This window comes from Sphingomonas sp. PEI4, assembly GCF_056679955.1.
In genome coordinates this window covers 2,651,606-2,669,147 of record NZ_CM155258.1, presented here as the reverse complement: position 1 = coordinate 2,669,147, position 17,542 = coordinate 2,651,606, and the positions used below count along the sequence as shown (strand labels likewise).

General features: G+C 66.1%; 16 protein-coding genes. 11 read left to right on the top strand and 5 right to left on the bottom strand.

Features of this window, described 5'->3' with window-relative positions; genetic code table 11:
• Positions 1–9 precede the first annotated feature (9 nt).
• Positions 10–1,722 (top strand): acyl-CoA dehydrogenase family protein, encoded by a 1,713-nt coding sequence (locus AC1MLZ_RS12365; protein WP_480958728.1) that lies wholly within the window; start codon positions 10–12, stop codon positions 1,720–1,722.
• Between the two features lie 609 nt (positions 1,723–2,331).
• The gene (locus AC1MLZ_RS12360; RefSeq protein WP_480958727.1) at positions 2,332–3,147 is read left to right on the top strand and encodes an arylamine N-acetyltransferase family protein; all 816 of its coding nucleotides are present in this window, start codon (positions 2,332–2,334) and stop codon (positions 3,145–3,147) included.
• A 145-nt stretch (positions 3,148–3,292) separates the two neighbouring features.
• On the opposite strand, the gene AC1MLZ_RS12355 is transcribed toward AC1MLZ_RS12360, so the two are convergent.
• Positions 3,293–3,649: a GntR family transcriptional regulator gene (locus AC1MLZ_RS12355; protein ID WP_480958726.1), complete on the bottom strand. Its 357-nt coding sequence runs from the start codon at positions 3,647–3,649 to the stop codon at positions 3,293–3,295.
• Positions 3,650–3,686: 37 nt separating this feature from the next.
• Complete coding sequence (locus tag AC1MLZ_RS12350) at positions 3,687–4,262, bottom strand: nitroreductase family protein (protein WP_480958725.1); 576 nt, start codon at positions 4,260–4,262, stop codon at positions 3,687–3,689.
• A gap of 126 nt (positions 4,263–4,388) precedes the next feature.
• Here AC1MLZ_RS12350 and AC1MLZ_RS12345 point away from each other — a divergent pair, with 126 nt between their 5' ends.
• A complete protein-coding gene (locus AC1MLZ_RS12345) occupies positions 4,389–5,984 on the top strand; it encodes a peptide MFS transporter (RefSeq protein ID WP_480958724.1) in 1,596 nt (531 codons plus the stop codon).
• 149 nt (positions 5,985–6,133) lie between these two features.
• Here the strand turns inward: AC1MLZ_RS12345 and AC1MLZ_RS12340 are convergent, their stop codons facing one another.
• A complete protein-coding gene (locus AC1MLZ_RS12340) occupies positions 6,134–7,126 on the bottom strand; it encodes an aldo/keto reductase (RefSeq protein WP_480958723.1) in 993 nt (330 codons plus the stop codon).
• Positions 7,101–8,375, bottom strand: coding sequence for a dicarboxylate/amino acid:cation symporter (locus AC1MLZ_RS12335; protein WP_480958722.1), 1,275 nt, complete (start codon positions 8,373–8,375; stop codon positions 7,101–7,103). Before AC1MLZ_RS12335 ends, AC1MLZ_RS12340 begins: the two co-directional genes overlap by 26 nt.
• A 68-nt stretch (positions 8,376–8,443) precedes the next feature.
• Here AC1MLZ_RS12335 and glmM point away from each other — a divergent pair, with 68 nt between their 5' ends.
• The 7 genes from glmM to AC1MLZ_RS12300 all read left to right on the top strand — a co-directional run bounded on the left by glmM (position 8,444) and on the right by AC1MLZ_RS12300 (position 15,316).
• Positions 8,444–9,784 carry a phosphoglucosamine mutase gene (glmM, locus tag AC1MLZ_RS12330; protein ID WP_480961539.1) on the top strand — a complete coding sequence of 447 codons (1,341 nt, stop codon included), beginning with the start codon at positions 8,444–8,446 and terminating at the stop codon, positions 9,782–9,784.
• The gene (locus AC1MLZ_RS12325; RefSeq protein ID WP_480958721.1) at positions 9,784–9,996 is read left to right on the top strand and encodes a DUF1272 domain-containing protein; all 213 of its coding nucleotides are present in this window, start codon (positions 9,784–9,786) and stop codon (positions 9,994–9,996) included. The genes glmM and AC1MLZ_RS12325 overlap by 1 nt, the downstream gene beginning before the upstream one ends.
• A 300-nt stretch (positions 9,997–10,296) precedes the next feature.
• The gene (thiD, locus tag AC1MLZ_RS12320; RefSeq protein WP_480958720.1) at positions 10,297–11,145 is read left to right on the top strand and encodes a bifunctional hydroxymethylpyrimidine kinase/phosphomethylpyrimidine kinase; all 849 of its coding nucleotides are present in this window, start codon (positions 10,297–10,299) and stop codon (positions 11,143–11,145) included.
• A complete protein-coding gene (locus tag AC1MLZ_RS12315) occupies positions 11,145–11,783 on the top strand; it encodes a ribonuclease HII (protein WP_480958719.1) in 639 nt (212 codons plus the stop codon). The genes thiD and AC1MLZ_RS12315 overlap by 1 nt, the downstream gene beginning before the upstream one ends.
• A 176-nt stretch (positions 11,784–11,959) precedes the next feature.
• The gene (locus AC1MLZ_RS12310; protein WP_480958718.1) at positions 11,960–13,099 is read left to right on the top strand and encodes a DNA methyltransferase; all 1,140 of its coding nucleotides are present in this window, start codon (positions 11,960–11,962) and stop codon (positions 13,097–13,099) included.
• A 206-nt stretch (positions 13,100–13,305) separates the two neighbouring features.
• On the top strand, positions 13,306–14,364 hold the full coding sequence (gene folP, locus AC1MLZ_RS12305; protein WP_480958717.1) for a dihydropteroate synthase: 1,059 nt from the start codon (positions 13,306–13,308) through the stop codon (positions 14,362–14,364).
• 67 nt (positions 14,365–14,431) lie between these two features.
• Positions 14,432–15,316: a bestrophin family protein gene (locus tag AC1MLZ_RS12300; protein WP_480958716.1), complete on the top strand. Its 885-nt coding sequence runs from the start codon at positions 14,432–14,434 to the stop codon at positions 15,314–15,316.
• 546 nt (positions 15,317–15,862) lie between these two features.
• On the opposite strand, the gene AC1MLZ_RS12295 is transcribed toward AC1MLZ_RS12300, so the two are convergent.
• Complete coding sequence (locus AC1MLZ_RS12295) at positions 15,863–17,278, bottom strand: sigma-54-dependent transcriptional regulator (RefSeq protein ID WP_480958715.1); 1,416 nt, start codon at positions 17,276–17,278, stop codon at positions 15,863–15,865.
• A 139-nt stretch (positions 17,279–17,417) separates the two neighbouring features.
• On the opposite strand from AC1MLZ_RS12295, the gene AC1MLZ_RS12290 reads away from it, so the two are divergent.
• Positions 17,418–17,540, top strand: coding sequence for an aa3-type cytochrome c oxidase subunit IV (locus AC1MLZ_RS12290; RefSeq protein ID WP_082441508.1), 123 nt, complete (start codon positions 17,418–17,420; stop codon positions 17,538–17,540).
• The last annotated feature ends 2 nt before the right edge of the window (positions 17,541–17,542 follow it).

Here is a 17,542-nt window from a genome sequence, read left to right as displayed (position 1 = left end):
GAGGATGCGATGGCCTTCACTCCAGCAACCACCGAACAGCGTTTCGTGCTCGATCATGTCGTCCGGATCGGCGAACTTGCGGACACCGAACGCTATGCCGCCGCCAGCGACGACGTCGTCGACGCGGTCCTCGAAGGCGTCGGCCAACTGGCCGCCGGCGAATGGGCCCCGCTCAACCGTACCGGCGACACGGTCGGCGCGAAATGGACCCCCGATGGCGTCGTCATGCCCGACGGTTTTGCCAAGGCATACAAGGATTACGTCGAGGGCGGCTGGGGCACGATCGGCGTCGAGGAGGAATGGGGCGGGCAGGGCCTGCCGTTCGCGATCCAGACCGCGGTGCTCGACACGCTCGGTTCGGCGAACATGGGTTTCGCGCTCTGCCCGACGCTGACGGTCGGCGCGATCGAAGCGCTCCAGCATCACGGCTCCCCCGAGCAGCAGGCGCTGTACCTCCCCCATCTCGCGACCGGCGAGTGGACCGGCACAATGAACCTCACCGAGCCGCAGGCGGGCTCCGACGTCGGCGCCCTGCGCGCGACGGCCGCCCCGCTCGGCGACGGTAAGTGGAGCATCAAGGGCACCAAGATCTACATCTCGTTCGGCGATCACGACATGGCGCCGAACATCGTCCACCTCGTCCTCGCGCGCACCCCCGGCGCACCAGCGGGCACGAAGGGCATCTCGCTGTTCCTCGTCCCCAAGTTCCGCCTCAACGAAGACGGCACGCCGGGCGACTTCAACGACGTCCGTGTCGTCTCGATCGAGCACAAAATGGGCCTCCACGCATCCCCCACCTGCGTCTTGAGCTTCGGCGACACCGACGACTGCATCGGCGAACTGATCGGCGCGGAGCTCGGCGGCATCCGCGCGATGTTCACGATGATGAACAACGCGCGGTTGAACGTCGGCCTGCAGGGCGTCCAGGTCGCCGAGGGCGCGACCCAAGGCGCGGTCGCCTATGCGCTTGATCGAGTCCAGTCGGCCCGCGCCGGTTCGGCCAGCAAGGACTCGGTCAAGATCGTCGAGCATCCCGACGTCCGCCGCATGCTGATGCGGATGAAGGCGCAGACCCAGGCGGCACGCGCGCTGGTCTATTACGCGGCGGGGCAGGTCGATCGTGCCAACCTCGGCGACCGTGCCGCGCGCAACCGCCTCGAACTCGTCACGCCGCTCGCCAAGGCGCACGGCACCGATCTCGGCAACGAAGTCGCCTCGCTCGGCATCCAGGTGCACGGCGGCATGGGCTATGTCGAGGAAACCGGCGCCGCCCAGTATTTCCGCGATGCCCGCATCACGCCGATCTACGAGGGCACCAACGGCATCCAGGCGGCGGATCTGGTCGGCCGCAAGCTGGGGTTGGATAACGGCGGCGCGTTCGCCGCGCTGATCGCCGACATCCGCGCGGAAGCCAAGGACGAGCGCCTCTTGGCGCTGGTCGACGCGTGCGAAGCGATCGGCCGCCGCCTTGCCACCGCAGACGCCGACGACAAGCTCGCCGCGAGCTACCCCTTCCTGACGATGCTGTCGGTCGCCACCTGCGGCTGGCTGATGGAGCGGCAGGGCGGGGTCGCCGGCAGCGACGATTTCGGCCGGATGAAGGCAGCGGCAGTGAGGTTCTACCTTGACCAAATCGTCCCCGAGGCGATGGGGCTGAACGCGGCCGCGAATGCGAGCGCGGCGGTGCTCTACTCGATCGAAGCGGACCTGTTCGCGGCGTGAACCATCCTATCGCTCACAAACCCTCTGTCATCCTGACGAAAGTCAGGGCCCAGAGCCAAGCACGACAGCGCCTTTGGCTCTAGATCCTGGGTCGAGCCCCGGATGACGGACGGGTTGGATGACGAACATTCTCCTGCCCGTTCGCGCCGAGGCGATGCACCTCGCGATCCTTCCCCCGCCCAGGGGAGGTGGCGCCGAAGGTAACGCAGGGGGCGCAACGGCGGTAATCGCTTACCTCCCCCTCCGTCTGGCAAGCGCCAGCCACCTCCCCCTTTCGGGGGCGGATCGACGTTCAGCGGTTCTCGGTCGCGATAGCTCCAAACCACCCCGTCATGCCGGACTCGTTCCGGCATCCACCGGTCCGCGAATCCGAGAGAAATGAGAATGCGGAACAGTGGACCCCGGAACAAGCCCGGGGTGACGGAGCAAACAGGGGTGGCGCCCCTCCGTTCGCCCTGAGCGCAGTCGAACGGCGCGCACAGATGCTTCGACTTCGCTCAGCACGAACGGGGGTGGGCCGTTGCGCTGCGCCGCATCCAGTCCCCACCCCTCGACGGCTCCTCACAACGAACGGTATGGAGAAGCAGAAATATGGGAACCAGCCGACCGATGTTCGACCTTGACGCCTATCTCCACCGCATCGCCATGCCCGCGCGGCCGACGCTCGACTCGATCGGCCTCGGCCGCGTCCAGCACGCGCACCGTCTCGCGATCCCGTTCGAGGATCTCGACGTCGTCCTCGGCCGCGGCATCGCGATCGACAGCGCGTCCGTCTTCGCCAAGCTGGTGACCGCGCGCCGGGGCGGCTATTGCTTCGAACATAACCGTCTCTTCCTCGACGCCCTTACGGAACTCGGCTTCGCCGCCCGCCCGCTGCTCGCGCGCGTCTGGATCGCCGCGACCGACGTGCCGCCGCTGACTCACACCTTCGCGCTCGTGACGATCGACGGGCAGGACTGGATCGCCGACACCGGCTTCGGCGGCAGCTACACGCCCGTCCTTCCGCTCGCCGACGGCGCCGAGGCGACCGCGCCCGATGGCGCACGCTTCCGGCTCGAAGCGACCGAAAACGGCTGGATGCTGCGGCGCGACGGGGACCCTATGACGACCGACGGTCGAGGGACGGGGGAGGGGTTCCAGCCGCAATACAGCTTCACGCTTGCAGCGGTGTTCGACGCCGATCTCGCAATGTCGAACCACTGGACCTCGACCGCCCCCGCCAGCCGCTTCACTCACACTGCGATCGCCAGCATCGTCCTCCCGAACGGTTTCGCCTCGCTGACCGGCCGCAATTACCGCCGACGGTCGGGCTCGGACACGACGGTCGGCGAGATCACCGACCCGCGCGTATACCGGATCCGCATGAGCCTGTTGTTCGGGATCGACCTGAGCGTCGAGGATATCGCGGCGTTGGGTTTGTTCTGAAACTCAGCGCGATTTCCATTCGTGCTGAGTAGCTCCGGCAGGAGCGTATCGACGGCGATACGCGGCTTTGCCGCTACTCGATGACTACTCAGGGCGAACGGGTGGGATGGCAACGGGCGAAGGCAGAACGAAAGGCGGCAGGCGATCAGGCCCGCTCGCGCTCCAGCAGGTCGTGCGCATCCAACCCCAACAGATCGATATGCCCCAGGATCCGGGGCCACTGCGTCGTCATGAAATTCTCGCGCTCGGCCACGCGCAAAGCCTCCGCCGCGCCCGGCATCACGAACATGCCGACGCCGCGTCGCACCTCGACATACCCGTCATCCTGAAAGCTCTGATACGCCTTCGCGACGGTCAGCGGATTCGCGCCCTGCTCGGCCGCAAAGGCACGAACCGAGGGAAGCTGATCGCCCGCGCGGTAGTCGCCTCGAAGTATCCCCGCAGCAATCGTGCTGCGGAGGCGGATATATACGGGGCTGTCGTCGCTGCTGAGCGCTGTCATGCTGTTATAATACAGCAACCAGCTCGAAAGTCGAGGCTTACGAGTGCCAATGTGATACGAGCCGTGCCATATCCGGGCGGGGCCGTTCGTCCAGCGCACGCGACGGCGTGCCGATGAACATGAAGCCCGCGATCCGCTCCGACGCCGAACCGAACGCATCGCGAACGACATCGGAATAGGCTGGCCACCCCGTCAGCCAGCCGCCCGCAAACCCCTCCGCATGCACCGCATGCAGCAGGTTCATGCACGCCGCACCCGCCGACAATTCCTGCTCCCAAAGCGGAATCTTGCTCTCCTTCGGCGATGACAGGACGACGACCAGCGTCGGCGCCTGATGCGCGAACTGGTCGAGCGATTCGAGCTCCAGGCGCGATGCCTCGGGTCGTTCCGCGCGGTAGGCCTCTGTAATCAGCGTCGACAGTTCCACGCGGTGCTCCTCGCCGACCACCACGAACCGCCACGGCGCCAACTTGCCGTGATCCGGGGTCCGCGCCGCGATCTCCAGGATCGTCGCGAGCTGGTAGGAATCGGGACCGGGCGCGATCAGGTCGCGGGGCTTGCCCGAGCGGCGGGTGGCGAGCAGCGATAGCGGCGTGGAGCGGTCGTTTAGCATGTCTCGGCAGATAGGCCCTGACGCCCACTATTTACAGGCCGGCGATATTTACAGGCCGGGCTTTGCCGCTAGGTTGCGCGCCATCGAGCGCCCGCCAGCGGCGCACACACGGAGCATCACCACCACATGGCCAGCGCAATCGGAAGCAGCGGCGTTCCCGCCGATGCGAAAACGTTTTTCGGGCACCCGCGCGGGCTGTTCATGCTGTTCTTCGCCGAGATGTGGGAACGGTTCTCGTTCTACGGCATGCGCGCGATCCTGGTGCTGTACCTCACCAAGCATTTCCTGTTCGCCGAGCAACCCGCCTACGCGATCTACGGCGCCTATACTTCGCTGGTCTACATCACGCCGATCATCGGCGGCTATCTGTCCGACCGGTTCCTCGGACCACGCAAGGCCGTGCTCGCAGGCGGCGTGTTCATCACGCTCGGCCATCTGCTACTGGCGGTCGTCGAGGCACCGCAGGGCGTCCAGGGCAATGCGCTCAACGGCTTCTATCTTGGTCTCGCCTTCATCATCGTCGGCACGGGCTTCCTGAAAGCGAACATCTCGGTGCTCGTCGGGCAGTTGTATGCGCGTGACGACATGCGCCGCGATGGTGCGTTCTCGATCTTCTACATGGGGATCAACACCGGGGCGTTCGTCGGCCCGATCGCGGTCGGCATCCTGGGCGAGACGGTCGGCTGGTCCTACGGCTTCGGTGCAGCCGGGATCGGCATGGCGCTGGGCTTGATCGTCTTCGTGCTGTTCCGCCGCGAACTGCACGGCGTCGGCGAATCTCCCGCACCCGCCAAGCTCGCGTCGAAGCCGGTCGCCGGGCTGTCGATCGAATGGCTGATCTATCTCGGCGGGATCGTTGGCGTCGCGGTGTCGTGGTGGCTGGTCCGCAGCCAGGGCGTGGTCGGCACGGCGCTGATCGTCGCTTCGCTCGTCACGGTCGGCTATATCCTGTGGACCGCGGTGGCGAAGCTGCCCCGCATCGACCGCGACCGGATCTTCGCTGCGCTGTTCCTGATCGCGCTCGCGCCGCTGTTCTGGGCGCTGTTCGAACAGACCGGGTCCTCGCTCAACCTTTACACCGATCAGGCGGTCGACCGCGTCGTCTTCGGCTGGAACATCCCGGCCTCGGTGTTCCAGTCGGTCAATCCGTTCTTCATCATCACGCTGGCCCCCGTGTTCGCGGCGATCTGGACCAAGCTTGGCAAGGCAGGGCGCGAACCCAGTGCGCCGTTCAAGTTCGGCATCGGCCTGATCCTGGTCGGCGCAGGCTTCTTCGTCCTGACGCTCGGCGCGCCGGCACAAGGCCTGACCCCCGCGATCTTCGTCGTGCTGCTCTACATGCTGCATTCGATGGCGGAGCTCTGCTTCTCGCCGATCGGCCTGTCGTCGATGACGCGGCTGTCGGTGCCGAGCATGACCGGGCTGATGATGGGCACGTGGTTCCTCGCGACCGCGGGCGGCAATTTCCTTGCCGGGCTGATCGCGCAGGCGACCGGCGGCGAAGGCGCAGGCGTCGGACTGGTACTGGAAGTGTATGGCCGGATCGGCTGGTTCGCGATCGGCGTCGGCGTGGTCGTGCTGGTACTCGCGCCGTTCGTGAAGAAGCTGATGCATCTCGACCAGCTGGGTACGGTCGACCACGCGATGGCGGGCCAGAACGAACTCGGCGAGCCCGGTGCGGCGGGGCTCGACACGCGCGGCGAGCAGGTACCGCGCGGGTGAGGCGTTAAGGCGCAGCATCCTTCATACACTGTCCGTCATCCCCGCGGAGGCGGGGACCCATAAACTCGGACGTTCGTCATAATACGCGATCGCCAGTATGGCTTCCCGCCTTCGCGGGAATGACAGACAGGGTTGGAGAAAACGGCAGCCTAGATCCGCGTCATCGATAGCGCCTTCTCGCCGTACCGCGGCCCGGCAGTTCCACCCCGAGGTGCTGCCGCATCGAGCTTGGCCAAGTCATCCGCGGTCAGCGCGACGTCCGCCGCCTTCATGCTGTCCTCCAGCGTAACCCGGCGCTTCGACCCAGGGATCGGCACGATGTCGTCCCCCTGCGCCAGCAACCACGCGAGCGCGACCTGCGCCGGGCTCGCTCCATGCGCATCGGCAATCGACTTCACGACCGCGACCATTTCCATGTTCTTGGCGAAGTTCTCCTCCGAATAGCGCGGATCGTTGCGCCGGTAATCGCCCTCCGGCAAATCCGACCGAGCGGTAATCTGCCCCGTCAGGAACCCCCGACCCAGCGGCGAATACGGCACGAACCCGATCCCGAGTTCGCGGCACAGCGGCAGGATCGCGTCCTCCACGTCCCGCTCCCAAAGCGAATACTCGCTCTGCAACGCCGCGATCGGATGCGTCGCCGCCGCGCGGCGAATGGTGTCGAGCCCAGCTTCGGACAGCCCAAGATGCCGAACCTTTCCCTCGCGAACGAGGTCCGCCATCGCGCCGACCGTGTCCTCGATCGGCACGCCAGGATCGACGCGGTGCTGGTACAATAGATCGATCGTCTCGATCCCCAGCCGCTTCAGCGATCCCTCGCAAGCTCGCCGCACATTGGCCGGCGTCGAGTCCACCCCGGTCATCCCGTTCTCGTCGTAGCGGAAGCCGAACTTGGTCGCGATCACGACGCCGTCGCGCTTGCCCCGGACCGCCTTGCCGATCAGCTCCTCGTTGACCAGCGGGCCGTAGATCTCGGCGGTATCGAACAGCGTCACGCCAAGCTCGATCGCGCGGTGGATCGTGGCGATACTCTCGTCGGCGTTCGCCTCGCCGTACATGCCGTTGCCGATACCGGCCATCGGCATGCAGCCGAGACCCAGTGCGGAAACCTCGAAATCAGGGCCGAGCGTGCGATACTTCATGCTGATTCTCCTGGGCGCCGCCACCTCGATCGGACCGCGCTGCGACGGAGATGGTAACGGCGGTGTCCATCGTCACGTTCCCGACGGTGCGAAACAGGTCGGGTATGGTCTCTACCGCGATGAGCAGACCCAGCACCTCGAGCGGGATGCCCATCGCCAGTGCCACCGGCGCGACCGAGGCGACGAAGCTGATCGTGCCGGGCAGCGAGATCGACCCCATGGTGGTGATCGCCGCGGTCGCCACGCCCGCCGCCATCTGCCCCGGCCCGATCGGCAACCCGAGCCAGTGCGCGACGTATAGGGCGACCGCGAGGTTCATTGCCGGGCTGGTCGCGCGGAACACCGCGACCGACAACGGCAGGACGATCCCGGCGGTGGCGGGCGACGCGCCGAGATCGGTCGACGCCTTCAGCATCGCCGGCAGCGACGCGAGCGACGACTGCGTGCTGATCGCCACCGCCTGCGCCGGCGCGACCGCGCGTGCGAACCGGCCGAAGCTGACCCGCCCGCCGATCATGCCGATCGGATAGGCGGACAGCAGCACGATGAAGCCGATCGCCGAGACGCAGACGATATAGTGGAGAAGCGCGCCGAACGCCGCCGTCCCGGTGCGCGCGCCGACCCCGTAGGCGAGCGCGAAGATGCCGATCGGTGCCAGCTTCAGCACCCATTTGATGATGATCAGCAGTGCGTCGACGACCGCCTGGAAGAAACCGGTCAGCACGCGGCGGCGATCGTCGGGCAGTTTCGTCACGGCAAAGGCGAAGGTCAGCGCGAAGACGGTGAGCGGCAGGAAAGAGTCGCTGGATGCGGCCGCGACGATGTTGGTCGGCACGATCGTATCGAAGAACGCGCCGATCCCCGGCACCGGCCCGACCGGTGCTGCACCCGTCAGCGCGGCGCGCAGCGCAGAACCGAGCGCGCGCGGCAACGGGAAGGCTTCGAGGATCAGCGGCATGACCAGCGCGGACATGATCGTCGTGCTCCACAGGATAACGACGATCATCACCATCGCGCGCACGGTGATCCGCCCGGCGCGCGCCGCCTCGGTCGTCGCGCCGATGCCGGTCACGAGCAGCCCGACGACCAGTGGCACGATGACCATCTGCAATCCGTGCAGCCACGCCGAACCGATCGGCTGCGTCACGGACGTAAAGGCGATCGCGTTTGCAGGCGACCAGGCAGCGGCCGCGATACCCATCGCGATGCCGCCGATCAGGGCCGCGAGAATCCGTGTAGTCTGCGACATGCTCGCCCTTCGTGGTCTACCGCGCTATCAACGCGGCGAACACCGATACGGGACGGAAAGCGCGCACGATGGCAAGGAAATATTTCGGCACCGACGGCATTCGTGGCGCCACCAACGTCTCGCCGATGACGGCGCAGATGGCGATGAAGGTCGGCATGGCGGCGGGCGCGTACTTCCTGCGCGGCGATCACCGCCACCGCGTCGTGATCGGCAAGGACACGCGGCTGTCGGGCTATATGCTCGAATCCGCGCTGGTCGCTGGGTTTACCAGCGTCGGCATGGACGTGGTGATGGTCGGGCCGATGCCGACGCCTGCGGTGGCGATGCTGACCCAGTCGATGCGTGCGGACATCGGCGTGATGATCTCCGCCAGCCATAACCCGTACGCGGATAACGGGATCAAGCTGTTCGGTCCCGATGGCTACAAGCTGTCGGACGAGGCCGAGGCGGCGATCGAGGCGCTGATCGATGGCGACGTGCCGCTCGTCACCTCCAACCAGATCGGCCGCGCCCGCCGGATCGAGGATGCCCAAGGCCGCTACATCCACTTTGCCAAATCGACCTTCCCGGAGAACCTGCGTCTCGATGGCATGCGGATCGTGCTCGATTGCGCGAACGGCGCTGCCTACAATGTCGCACCGTCGGCGCTGTGGGAACTCGGCGCCGACGTCGTCGCGATCGGCGTGACGCCCAACGGCACCAACATCAACGACGGCGTCGGCTCGACCGCTCCGCAGGCGCTTGCCGAAACCGTGATCGCCAGCGGCGCGGACATCGGCATCGCGCTTGATGGCGACGCGGACCGGCTGATCGTCGTCGACGAGACCGGCACGATCGTTGACGGCGATCAGCTGATGGCGACGATCGCCGCCAGCTGGGCGCGGCAGGGACGGCTAGCAGGCGGTGGCCTGGTCGCGACGGTGATGTCCAACCTCGGCCTCGAACGCCATCTCGCCGCGCAGGGCTTGGGACTCGTCCGCACCGCGGTCGGCGATCGCCACGTGCTCGAGAAGATGCGGTCCAGCGGCTATAATGTCGGCGGCGAACAGTCGGGCCACATCATCCTTAGCGACTATGCGACCACCGGCGACGGCTTGGTCGCGGCGTTGCAGATCCTCGCCGAGGTGAAGCGCTCGGGCGCCCCCGCCAGCGAGGTGCTCCACCGCTTCGAACCCTTGCCGCAGCTGCTCAAGAACGTCCGGTTCGCAGGCGGCAAGCCGCTCGATCACGACGCGGTCAAGGCGGTGATCGCCGAAGCCGAAGCCGAACTCGCCGGCAAGGGACGCCTCGTGATCCGCCCGTCCGGCACCGAACCGTTGATCCGCGTGATGGCGGAAGGCGACGACCTCGCGCAGGTCGAGCGCATCGTCGACCGCATCTGCGACGCAGTGCGGAAGGCGGCGGCCTGATGCTCGAAATGCGCCCCGCCTGCGAACGCTGCGCCACCGATCTCCCCGCCGACGCGCCTGGCGCGTTCATCTGCTCGTTCGAATGCACCTTCTGCGCGGAATGCGCGGATGCGCTCGACGAACGCTGCCCGAACTGCGGCGGGGAATTGCTCGACCGCCCGACACGGCTCGGCGAAGCGCCGCAGAAGCCCGCAGCGGGCAGGCGGCACTAAGGACGATTTTCGCAAAACGCGTCCAAGAATTCCACTACCCCGGCGAAGGCCGGGGCCCAATTGGAAAGCCCAAGGTAACGGAACGCTACCCTCAGTTAGCGACGCTCCCCAGTTGGGCTCCGGCCTTCGCCGGGGTGGTGGGGGAGGGCACGCCCCTGTCCTACATCTCCCTCGTTATGGCATAGCCCATCATATGATCCGCAACCTCGCCAAACCCCGCTCAGCAGCCCCAAACAGCCCCCTGGTGAAACTGCGCGAGCGTCTATACTTCCTATACTTCACTTTTTCCGCCTTCGCCCGATGACCGCCAGAATCCTCATAATAGCCGGCTCGGATTCGGGCGGCGGCGCAGGTATTCAGGCGGATATCAAGACCGTGACGATGCTCGGCGGCCACCCGATGACCGCCATCACCGCGATCACCGCACAGAACTCGCTCGGCGTGCAGGCGGTCCACCAGATCCCGACCGACACGGTCCTCGCGCAGATCGATTCAGTCGTCTCGGACATAGGCGTCGATGCAATAAAGATCGGCATGATCGGCTCGGCCGAAACCGCCAACGCCGTAGCTGACCGCCTACTAAACTTGTTCCCCCGCGAAGGCGGGAGCCCAGACTGGACTCCCGCCTTCGCGGGAGAACAAGGAAGGGCAGGGCAACATCACCCAGCACGCATCCCCGTCATCTTCGACCCCGTCATGATCGCCACCAGCGGCTCCGTCCTCGCCGACCCCGACACCATTGCTGCCTTCACCCGCCTCATGCGTATCGCGACGCTTGTAACCCCCAACCTCCCCGAACTCGCGGCCCTAGGCGGCGAGTCCGCGATCCGCGCGCTCTGCCCCGCCGTCCTCGTCAAAGGCGGCCACGGCGAAGGCTCCCTAGTCACCGACCGCCTCGTCACCGCCGTCGGCGAAACACTCTGGACCAACCCCCGCATCGAGACCCGCCATGCGCACGGCACCGGCTGCACGCTCGCCAGCGCAATCGCGACCGGGCTCGCCCAACGCCTGCCGCTCGACGCGGCGATCGAGCGGGCGATCGCGTTCGTCCGCGCCGCACTTGCCAACGCGCCCGGGCTAGGCGCAGGGCACGGCCCGATGGGGCATGCACTTGGTGTCAGCCCGTTCGATCAGTCGAGAACCCGCTAATGCCCGGCATGAAACACGAAAAGCTCTGTGTCGGCCCCGTCGCCGGCGTCGACGAAGCCGGCCGCGGCCCGCTCGCCGGTCCAGTCGTGGCCGCCGCCGTTATCCTCCCGGCAAAAGGCGTTCCCCGCGGTATCGACGATTCGAAGAAGCTCTCCGCCTCGGAGCGCGAACGGCTCTGCGCGCGCCTGAAGGGCTGTGCGATCGTCGGCATCGGCATCGTCCAACCGGACGAAATCGACACGCTCAACATCTACTGGGCGACGATGAAGGCCATGACTCTCGCCGTCGACGCGTTGTCGATCGAACTCGGCCAAGCACCCGGCCACGTCCTGGTCGACGGCAACCGCCTTCCGCGCTGGACCTATCCCGCCACGCCCCTAGTCGGCGGCGACGCGAAATCGCTGTCGATCGCCGCCGCCTCGATCGTCGCCAAGCACACGCGCGACCTCATCATGATCGCCGCCGCCGACGTGCACCCCGAATATAACTGGCATTCGAACAAGGGCTATGGCTGCGCGCACCACATGAAAGCACTGCGCGATCACGGCCCCACACCGATTCACCGCCGCAGTTTCGCCCCCGTCGCGGCCGCCTATCTCGCTCGCGAGGGACTTTTCGCAAAGGAAACGACGAGCTGAGTCTTTCGCGCCACACCCCAAGGGCTTGAGCCGCGAGTCTCCCACGACTCAACATCTGGACGAAGCCAACTCGATTGGTCGCAGCGAGAGAATCCGGCCGAAACGCCGTTAACGAATGTTTGCTTGACGGAGTCGGACAATTCCGCAGCTATGGGCGCCGACAAGGGGCGGAAGACATGGGTTTGATCGACACGATCGCACGGCCGCGTGCGAACAAGACAGTGGCGCCGGCGGTTCAGGCCGTCCTTCCGCTCGACCAGATTCTGCGCGGCGACTGCATCGAGCACATGAAGGCGCTCCCGTCGAACTCGATCGACATGATCTTCGCCGACCCCCCATACAACCTCCAGCTCGGCGGCGAACTCTATCGCCCCGACGGCAGCCATGTCGACGCGGTCACCGACGATTGGGACAAGTTCGACACGTTCGCCGCATACGACCGCTTCACCCGCGCCTGGCTCAAGGAAGCACGCCGCATCCTCAAGGATGACGGCGCGCTCTGGGTCATCGGCAGCTACCACAACATCTTCCGCGTCGGTGCCGCGGTGCAGGATCTCGGTTACTGGATCCTCAACGACATCGTCTGGCGCAAGACCAACCCGATGCCCAACTTCCGCGGCACGCGCTTCACCAACGCGCACGAGACGCTGATCTGGGCGTCGAAGGGCGAGAAGGCGAAGTACCACTTCAACTACCGCGCGATGAAGACGCTCAACGACGAGCTCCAGATGCGCAGCGACTGGGAGTTCCCGACCTGTGGCGGCGCCGAGCGGCTGAAGAAGAACGGGACCAAGGTCCACCCGACGCAGAAGCCAGAGGCGCTGCTGTACCGCATCCTGCTCGCCTGCACGAAGCCCGGCGACGTCGTGCTCGATCCGTTCTTCGGCACCGGCACCACCGGCGCAGTGGCCAAGCGGCTCGGTCGCAGCTGGATCGGCATCGACCGTGAAGGCGACTATATCGAAGCCGCGCAGGAGCGGATCGAGGCAGCGTTGCCTCTGGACGAGTCCGCGCTGGCAACGATGATGAGCCCACGCACGCAACCCAAGGTCGCATTTGGCGTGCTCGTCGAAAACGCGTACCTCGCACCCGGCGCACTGCTGACCGATTCGAAGCGACGCTGGCGCGCGACGGTCCGTGCGGACGGCTCGCTGCTCAGCGATTGCGGCACGATCGGCTCAATCCACAAGCTCGGCTCGACGCTCCAGAACGCGCCGGCGTGCAACGGCTGGAGCTTCTGGCATTACGAGAGCGACAAGGGCCTGAAACCGATCGACGACCTTCGCCAGACATACCTGCTGGCGAACACGATCTGAGCCACCCGGACGCGTCCGTCCGTCCAACCGAGCCCGTCTCGTCCAACCAAGCCCGTCACCCAGCGAAAGCTGGGGTCTCCCGCAACGACGCGCGACGGATGCGGCAGGAATCCCAGCTTTTGCGGGGATGACGGGTGGGGGCAGACGTGACGGTTAGCGAGCGCAACGTCTTTCGCGGAGTGGACGGACTGGAGTAGATCACGCCGATGACCAGCCTCCACCTCCGCCCCGTCCAGTTCGTCGACACCCCGATCGGCTACGAAGACGGCACCGTCGCGCGTCTCGCCGGCGGCATGCAGTGGTTCGCCGCCTACGAGGTGATCGAAGGCCACACCCGCCGCATGATCCCCGTCGCCGACGTCGCGACGCTAGGCGAGCACGCCTCGCACCTCCACACCGCCATCACCAGTCCCCGCGCATCGCTCCAACTCGGCGAACGCACGCTCCGGTTCGACCAGCCGGTCGTCGCCGGCATCCTCAACGTGACCCCCGACAGCTTCTCGGACGGCGGCAAGCATGTCGACGACCCCGCCGCAGCCGCTGCCGCCGGGATCGACATGGCCGCCGCCGGCGCGACACTGATCGACGTTGGCGGCGAATCCACCCGCCCCGGCGCCCCCGCGGTCTGGGAAGGCGACGAAATTGCGCGCCTAGTCCCCGTCGTCGAACGCCTCGCGCATGCCGGCGCGATCGTCTCGGTAGACACGCGCAAGGCGACCGTGATGGAAGCGACGCTCGCCGCCGGCGCTCACATCGTCAACGACGTCGCCGCGCTCCTCTGGGACGACCGTGCGCTCGATGTCGTCGCGAAAAGCGGGTGCCCGGTCGTACTGATGCACTCGCCCGACCCCAAGAAGGGCGGACACGGCGACGGCGGCTACACAAACGTCCTGACCGACGTGTTCGACTGGCTCGAAACCCGCCTCGCCGCAGTCGTCGCCGGCGGCGTCGATCGGTCGCGGATCATGGTCGATCCCGGCATCGGCTTCGGCAAGACGCTCGCGGAGAATCTGGCGCTGCTCAACGGCCTCGCGATCTTCCACGGCCTCGGTTGCCCGATCATGCTCGGCGCGAGCCGCAAGCGTCTGATCGGCGCGCTTTCGAACGAGGCACCGGTCTACCAACGCCTCGCGGGGTCGCTTGCGTTGGCGCTCCAGGGCGCGAACGCTGGCGTCCAGATCCTCCGCGTCCACGACGTCGCCGAGACGGTGCAGGCGTTGAAGATCTGGCGCGGCCTCCGCGATCAGTCGCTCGTCGGCGGCTGATCGTCGCTGCATTGCAGCGAAATGCCTCTTCGCGCATTAAAAGCCCTGTAAACAAGGGAGCTTTCGTTTGATCGTCACTGCAACACCGCGCTTCAGCCAGATCCTGAGCGAGGTCTGGCGCCCGCTGCTCGGCCTTTTCGTCTGGGATGTGATCGTCACGATCACCTATTACGTCCTTCCGTTTCATGCGCCAGCGTTGCCCCTGACCCTCTTCGGCACCGCGCTCGCGCTGTTCCTCGGCTTCCGCGACAATTCGGCGTATCAGCGCTGGTGGGAAAGCCGCGGCCTCTGGGGGCTGATGATCAACGCCTCGCGCAGCCTCGCGCGTATGGCGCGCAACATGCTGCCCGAGCCCGAGGGTCACGACATGAAGCGGACCATCGTCCTCCGCCAGATTGCCTATGTAAACGCGCTGCGCTGCCAGTTGCGCAAGCAGCCGGCGCCCCCCGAGGTGCTGCGCTTCCTGTCGAAGGAAGAGGCGTCGTTCGCGCTCGAGCGCACCAACATCGCCAACGGCCTGCTCGACGGCACGGGCCGCCGGATCGACATCGCCCGGCGTAACGGCTGGATCGACACCATCCAGCAGACGCAGTTCGAGGCGATCCTGGTCGACATCGCCAACGCGCAGGGCGGCATGGAGCGGATCAAGAACACGCCGCTGCCCAATCAGTACCGGTTCTTCCCAAGCCTGTTCACGCGACTGTTCTGCGTGCTGCTACCGATCGGCCTGGTCGAGACGCTGGGCTATGCGACGCCGGTCGGCTCGACTATTGCCGGACTGATGTTCCTGGCCGTGCTGCAGATCGGCGATGATCTGGTCGATCCGTTTGCGGACACCATCCACGACGTGCCGCTGAACGCGATGTGCCGGACGATCGAGATCGACCTGCTCCAGGCAATCGGCGACGAGGCACCGGAGCCATTGCAGCCGATCCACGGCGTGTTGTGGTAGGACAGCGTCTGGAGGGATAAGGTTCGCGGGCGATGACCGCCGCATGGCGGCGGTCCATAGGGTTTGCCGGGTCAGGTCAAGAAGCGTCTTCGTCCACGATGTGGATGGCTGACAGCATCAGGCGATATCAAAGAGCGACGCCGGGAGTGAGCATTTGCCGATGCGCTTGTAAGACAGGATTGTGCGCCCGAACCTGCCGGCAACCGCCCAATTACCGACGTTCGAGGGTTGCCACCTACCTACCTATTGCGGACGTTCATCAATACGCGCAGTCTCGCTACATGGGATGGAAACGATTTACCCTCGCCTCTTTGCTGGGGATCATCGCTCTCCCTGCGGGATTTTACCCCGCCCGGGCGGTCTTGATCTTGTGGTATACGCATACCGACCCCCATTCCCATGATGGACAGCTCGCCATGGGGATATTCTACGGGAGCCTGTATGTCGCGGTATTGTGCGGATTAGTGGCGTTCGGAGTTGGTTTGATGCGGGGCCGTCAGCGTCCATAGCGGCCTATCCGCTTTCCTCTCCTAACCAGACATCACATCAAGCGGCGTTGTCGATTCCGAGTTCGCCGAGCTTCCGGTACAGCGTCGAGCGGCCGATGCCGAGGCGACGTGCGACTTCGGTCATGCGGCCGCGGTAATGGCCGATGGCGAGGCGGATGACGTCGGCCTCGATCTCTTCCAGCGCGCGGAGATTGCCGTCGGGGCGGAACAGCGTGACACCGCCTCCGCCGATCGCCGCTGCAGCGGGTGTGCGCTGGCGGTTGCCCAGAGCTGCGATCTGCGGGAAATCCTCCTCTGTCAGCGCGGCATCCTCGCAGAGTACGGCCGCGCGGAAGAGCGCGTTCTGGAGCTGGCGGACGTTGCCGGGCCAGTCATATTGCACCAGCAGCGCCAGTGCGGCGTCGGTGATCCCTAACGGCCGCAACCCCGGTTGTTCGGCGATGCGCGCCAGCAGGTGGCGGGCGAGCGCTGGGATGTCGCCGGTGCGTTCGCGTAGCGGCGGTATGGTAACCTGGACAGCGTTGAGACGGTAATACAGGTCTTCGCGGAACCGGCCGGCCTCGACCTCGTCGAGCAACCGCGCGTTGCTCGCGGCGATCACGCGGACGTCGACCTCGCGGGGGTGGCGTGCACCGATCGCGTGGACTTCGCCGGTCTGGAGTACGCGTAGCAACTTGGCCTGCGCCTCCAAGGGCATCTCGCTGACCTCGTCGAGGAACAGCGTGCCGCCATCGGCATCTTGGAAGCGGCCGATCTTGCGCTCGAACGCACCGGTGAAGGCGCCTTTTTCGTGACCGAACAATTCCGATTCGACGAGGTTTGCGGGGATCGCGCCGCAATTGACGCTGGTCATCTGTTTCTTCGCGCGAGGCGAGGCCGCGTGGATCGCCTCGGCGATGACGTCCTTGCCGACGCCGATCTCGCCTTCGAGCAAAACCGCGACGCGGGCGCGGGCGGCCTTGGCGGCGATCGCCAGCGCAGCGCGGAAGTCGGGCGACGATCCGACGATCTCGTCGAACCCGAGCAATGCCGGGATCTTCTCGGTGAGGGGGCGGAGTTCGCCTGCCGACGTGCCGCCGACGGCCGTGTCGAGTGCAGCGAGAAACCGTTCGGGGGCGAGCGGCTTGACCAGGAAATCAGTAGCCCCTGCACGCATCGCTGCAACCGCGTGCGCGACCGATCCGTTGGCCGTGACCAACAGGATCGGCAGCGCAGGGCGACGTTCGCGCAAGGCCGCGATCAGATCGGTCGCGTCCGCATCGGGCGCCCAGTGATCGAGAATGATCGCATCGAGCTGCATGCCGTCCTGCGTGCCGAGCGTCGCGATCGCCATTTCGCCGTCGGTCGCGAAGATCGCGCGCCACCCGCCACGCGCGGCGAGTGCCGCCACCAGCCGTCGCTGCGCAGGCTCTTCGTCGATCAGCAGTAGAAGGCGCTGCCCGTTGCGCGTCATGGCGAATCCTGTCCCGTTCCGGCACGTGCAATAGCCACGCCGGGTAAAGGGCGACTTAAGTACCGGGCTTGGACATTTTGTATGTGCGCGATAAGGTCGGCTGCATAGAGCATAACACTCAGAGGATTGGGGACGAACCATGGCCGGCAACGGGGACATGAAGGCGCACGTCGCGACCTATTCGAGCGTGACGGGGATGATGAAATGGGGTGCAGTCGGGTGCGCGCTGGTCGTCGCTCTCGTCATCTGGCTGATCTCGTAAGA

Bases quoted from the DNA above. Each gene is read 5' to 3' on its own strand.
- AC1MLZ_RS12365 (WP_480958728.1), top strand. From the start codon at position 10: ATGGCCTTCACTCCAGCAACCACCGAACAGCGTTTCGTGCTCGATCAT.
- AC1MLZ_RS12360 (WP_480958727.1), top strand. From the start codon at position 2,332: ATGTTCGACCTTGACGCCTATCTCCACCGCATCGCCATGCCCGCGCGG.
- AC1MLZ_RS12355 (WP_480958726.1), bottom strand. From the start codon at position 3,649: ATGACAGCGCTCAGCAGCGACGACAGCCCCGTATATATCCGCCTCCGC.
- AC1MLZ_RS12350 (WP_480958725.1), bottom strand. From the start codon at position 4,262: ATGCTAAACGACCGCTCCACGCCGCTATCGCTGCTCGCCACCCGCCGC.
- AC1MLZ_RS12345 (WP_480958724.1), top strand. From the start codon at position 4,389: ATGGCCAGCGCAATCGGAAGCAGCGGCGTTCCCGCCGATGCGAAAACG.
- AC1MLZ_RS12340 (WP_480958723.1), bottom strand. From the start codon at position 7,126: ATGAAGTATCGCACGCTCGGCCCTGATTTCGAGGTTTCCGCACTGGGT.
- AC1MLZ_RS12335 (WP_480958722.1), bottom strand. From the start codon at position 8,375: ATGTCGCAGACTACACGGATTCTCGCGGCCCTGATCGGCGGCATCGCG.
- glmM (WP_480961539.1), top strand. From the start codon at position 8,444: ATGGCAAGGAAATATTTCGGCACCGACGGCATTCGTGGCGCCACCAAC.
- AC1MLZ_RS12325 (WP_480958721.1), top strand. From the start codon at position 9,784: ATGCTCGAAATGCGCCCCGCCTGCGAACGCTGCGCCACCGATCTCCCC.
- thiD (WP_480958720.1), top strand. From the start codon at position 10,297: ATGACCGCCAGAATCCTCATAATAGCCGGCTCGGATTCGGGCGGCGGC.
- AC1MLZ_RS12315 (WP_480958719.1), top strand. From the start codon at position 11,145: ATGCCCGGCATGAAACACGAAAAGCTCTGTGTCGGCCCCGTCGCCGGC.
- AC1MLZ_RS12310 (WP_480958718.1), top strand. From the start codon at position 11,960: ATGGGTTTGATCGACACGATCGCACGGCCGCGTGCGAACAAGACAGTG.
- folP (WP_480958717.1), top strand. From the start codon at position 13,306: ATGACCAGCCTCCACCTCCGCCCCGTCCAGTTCGTCGACACCCCGATC.
- AC1MLZ_RS12295 (WP_480958715.1), bottom strand. From the start codon at position 17,278: ATGACGCGCAACGGGCAGCGCCTTCTACTGCTGATCGACGAAGAGCCT.
- AC1MLZ_RS12290 (WP_082441508.1), top strand. From the start codon at position 17,418: ATGGCCGGCAACGGGGACATGAAGGCGCACGTCGCGACCTATTCGAGC.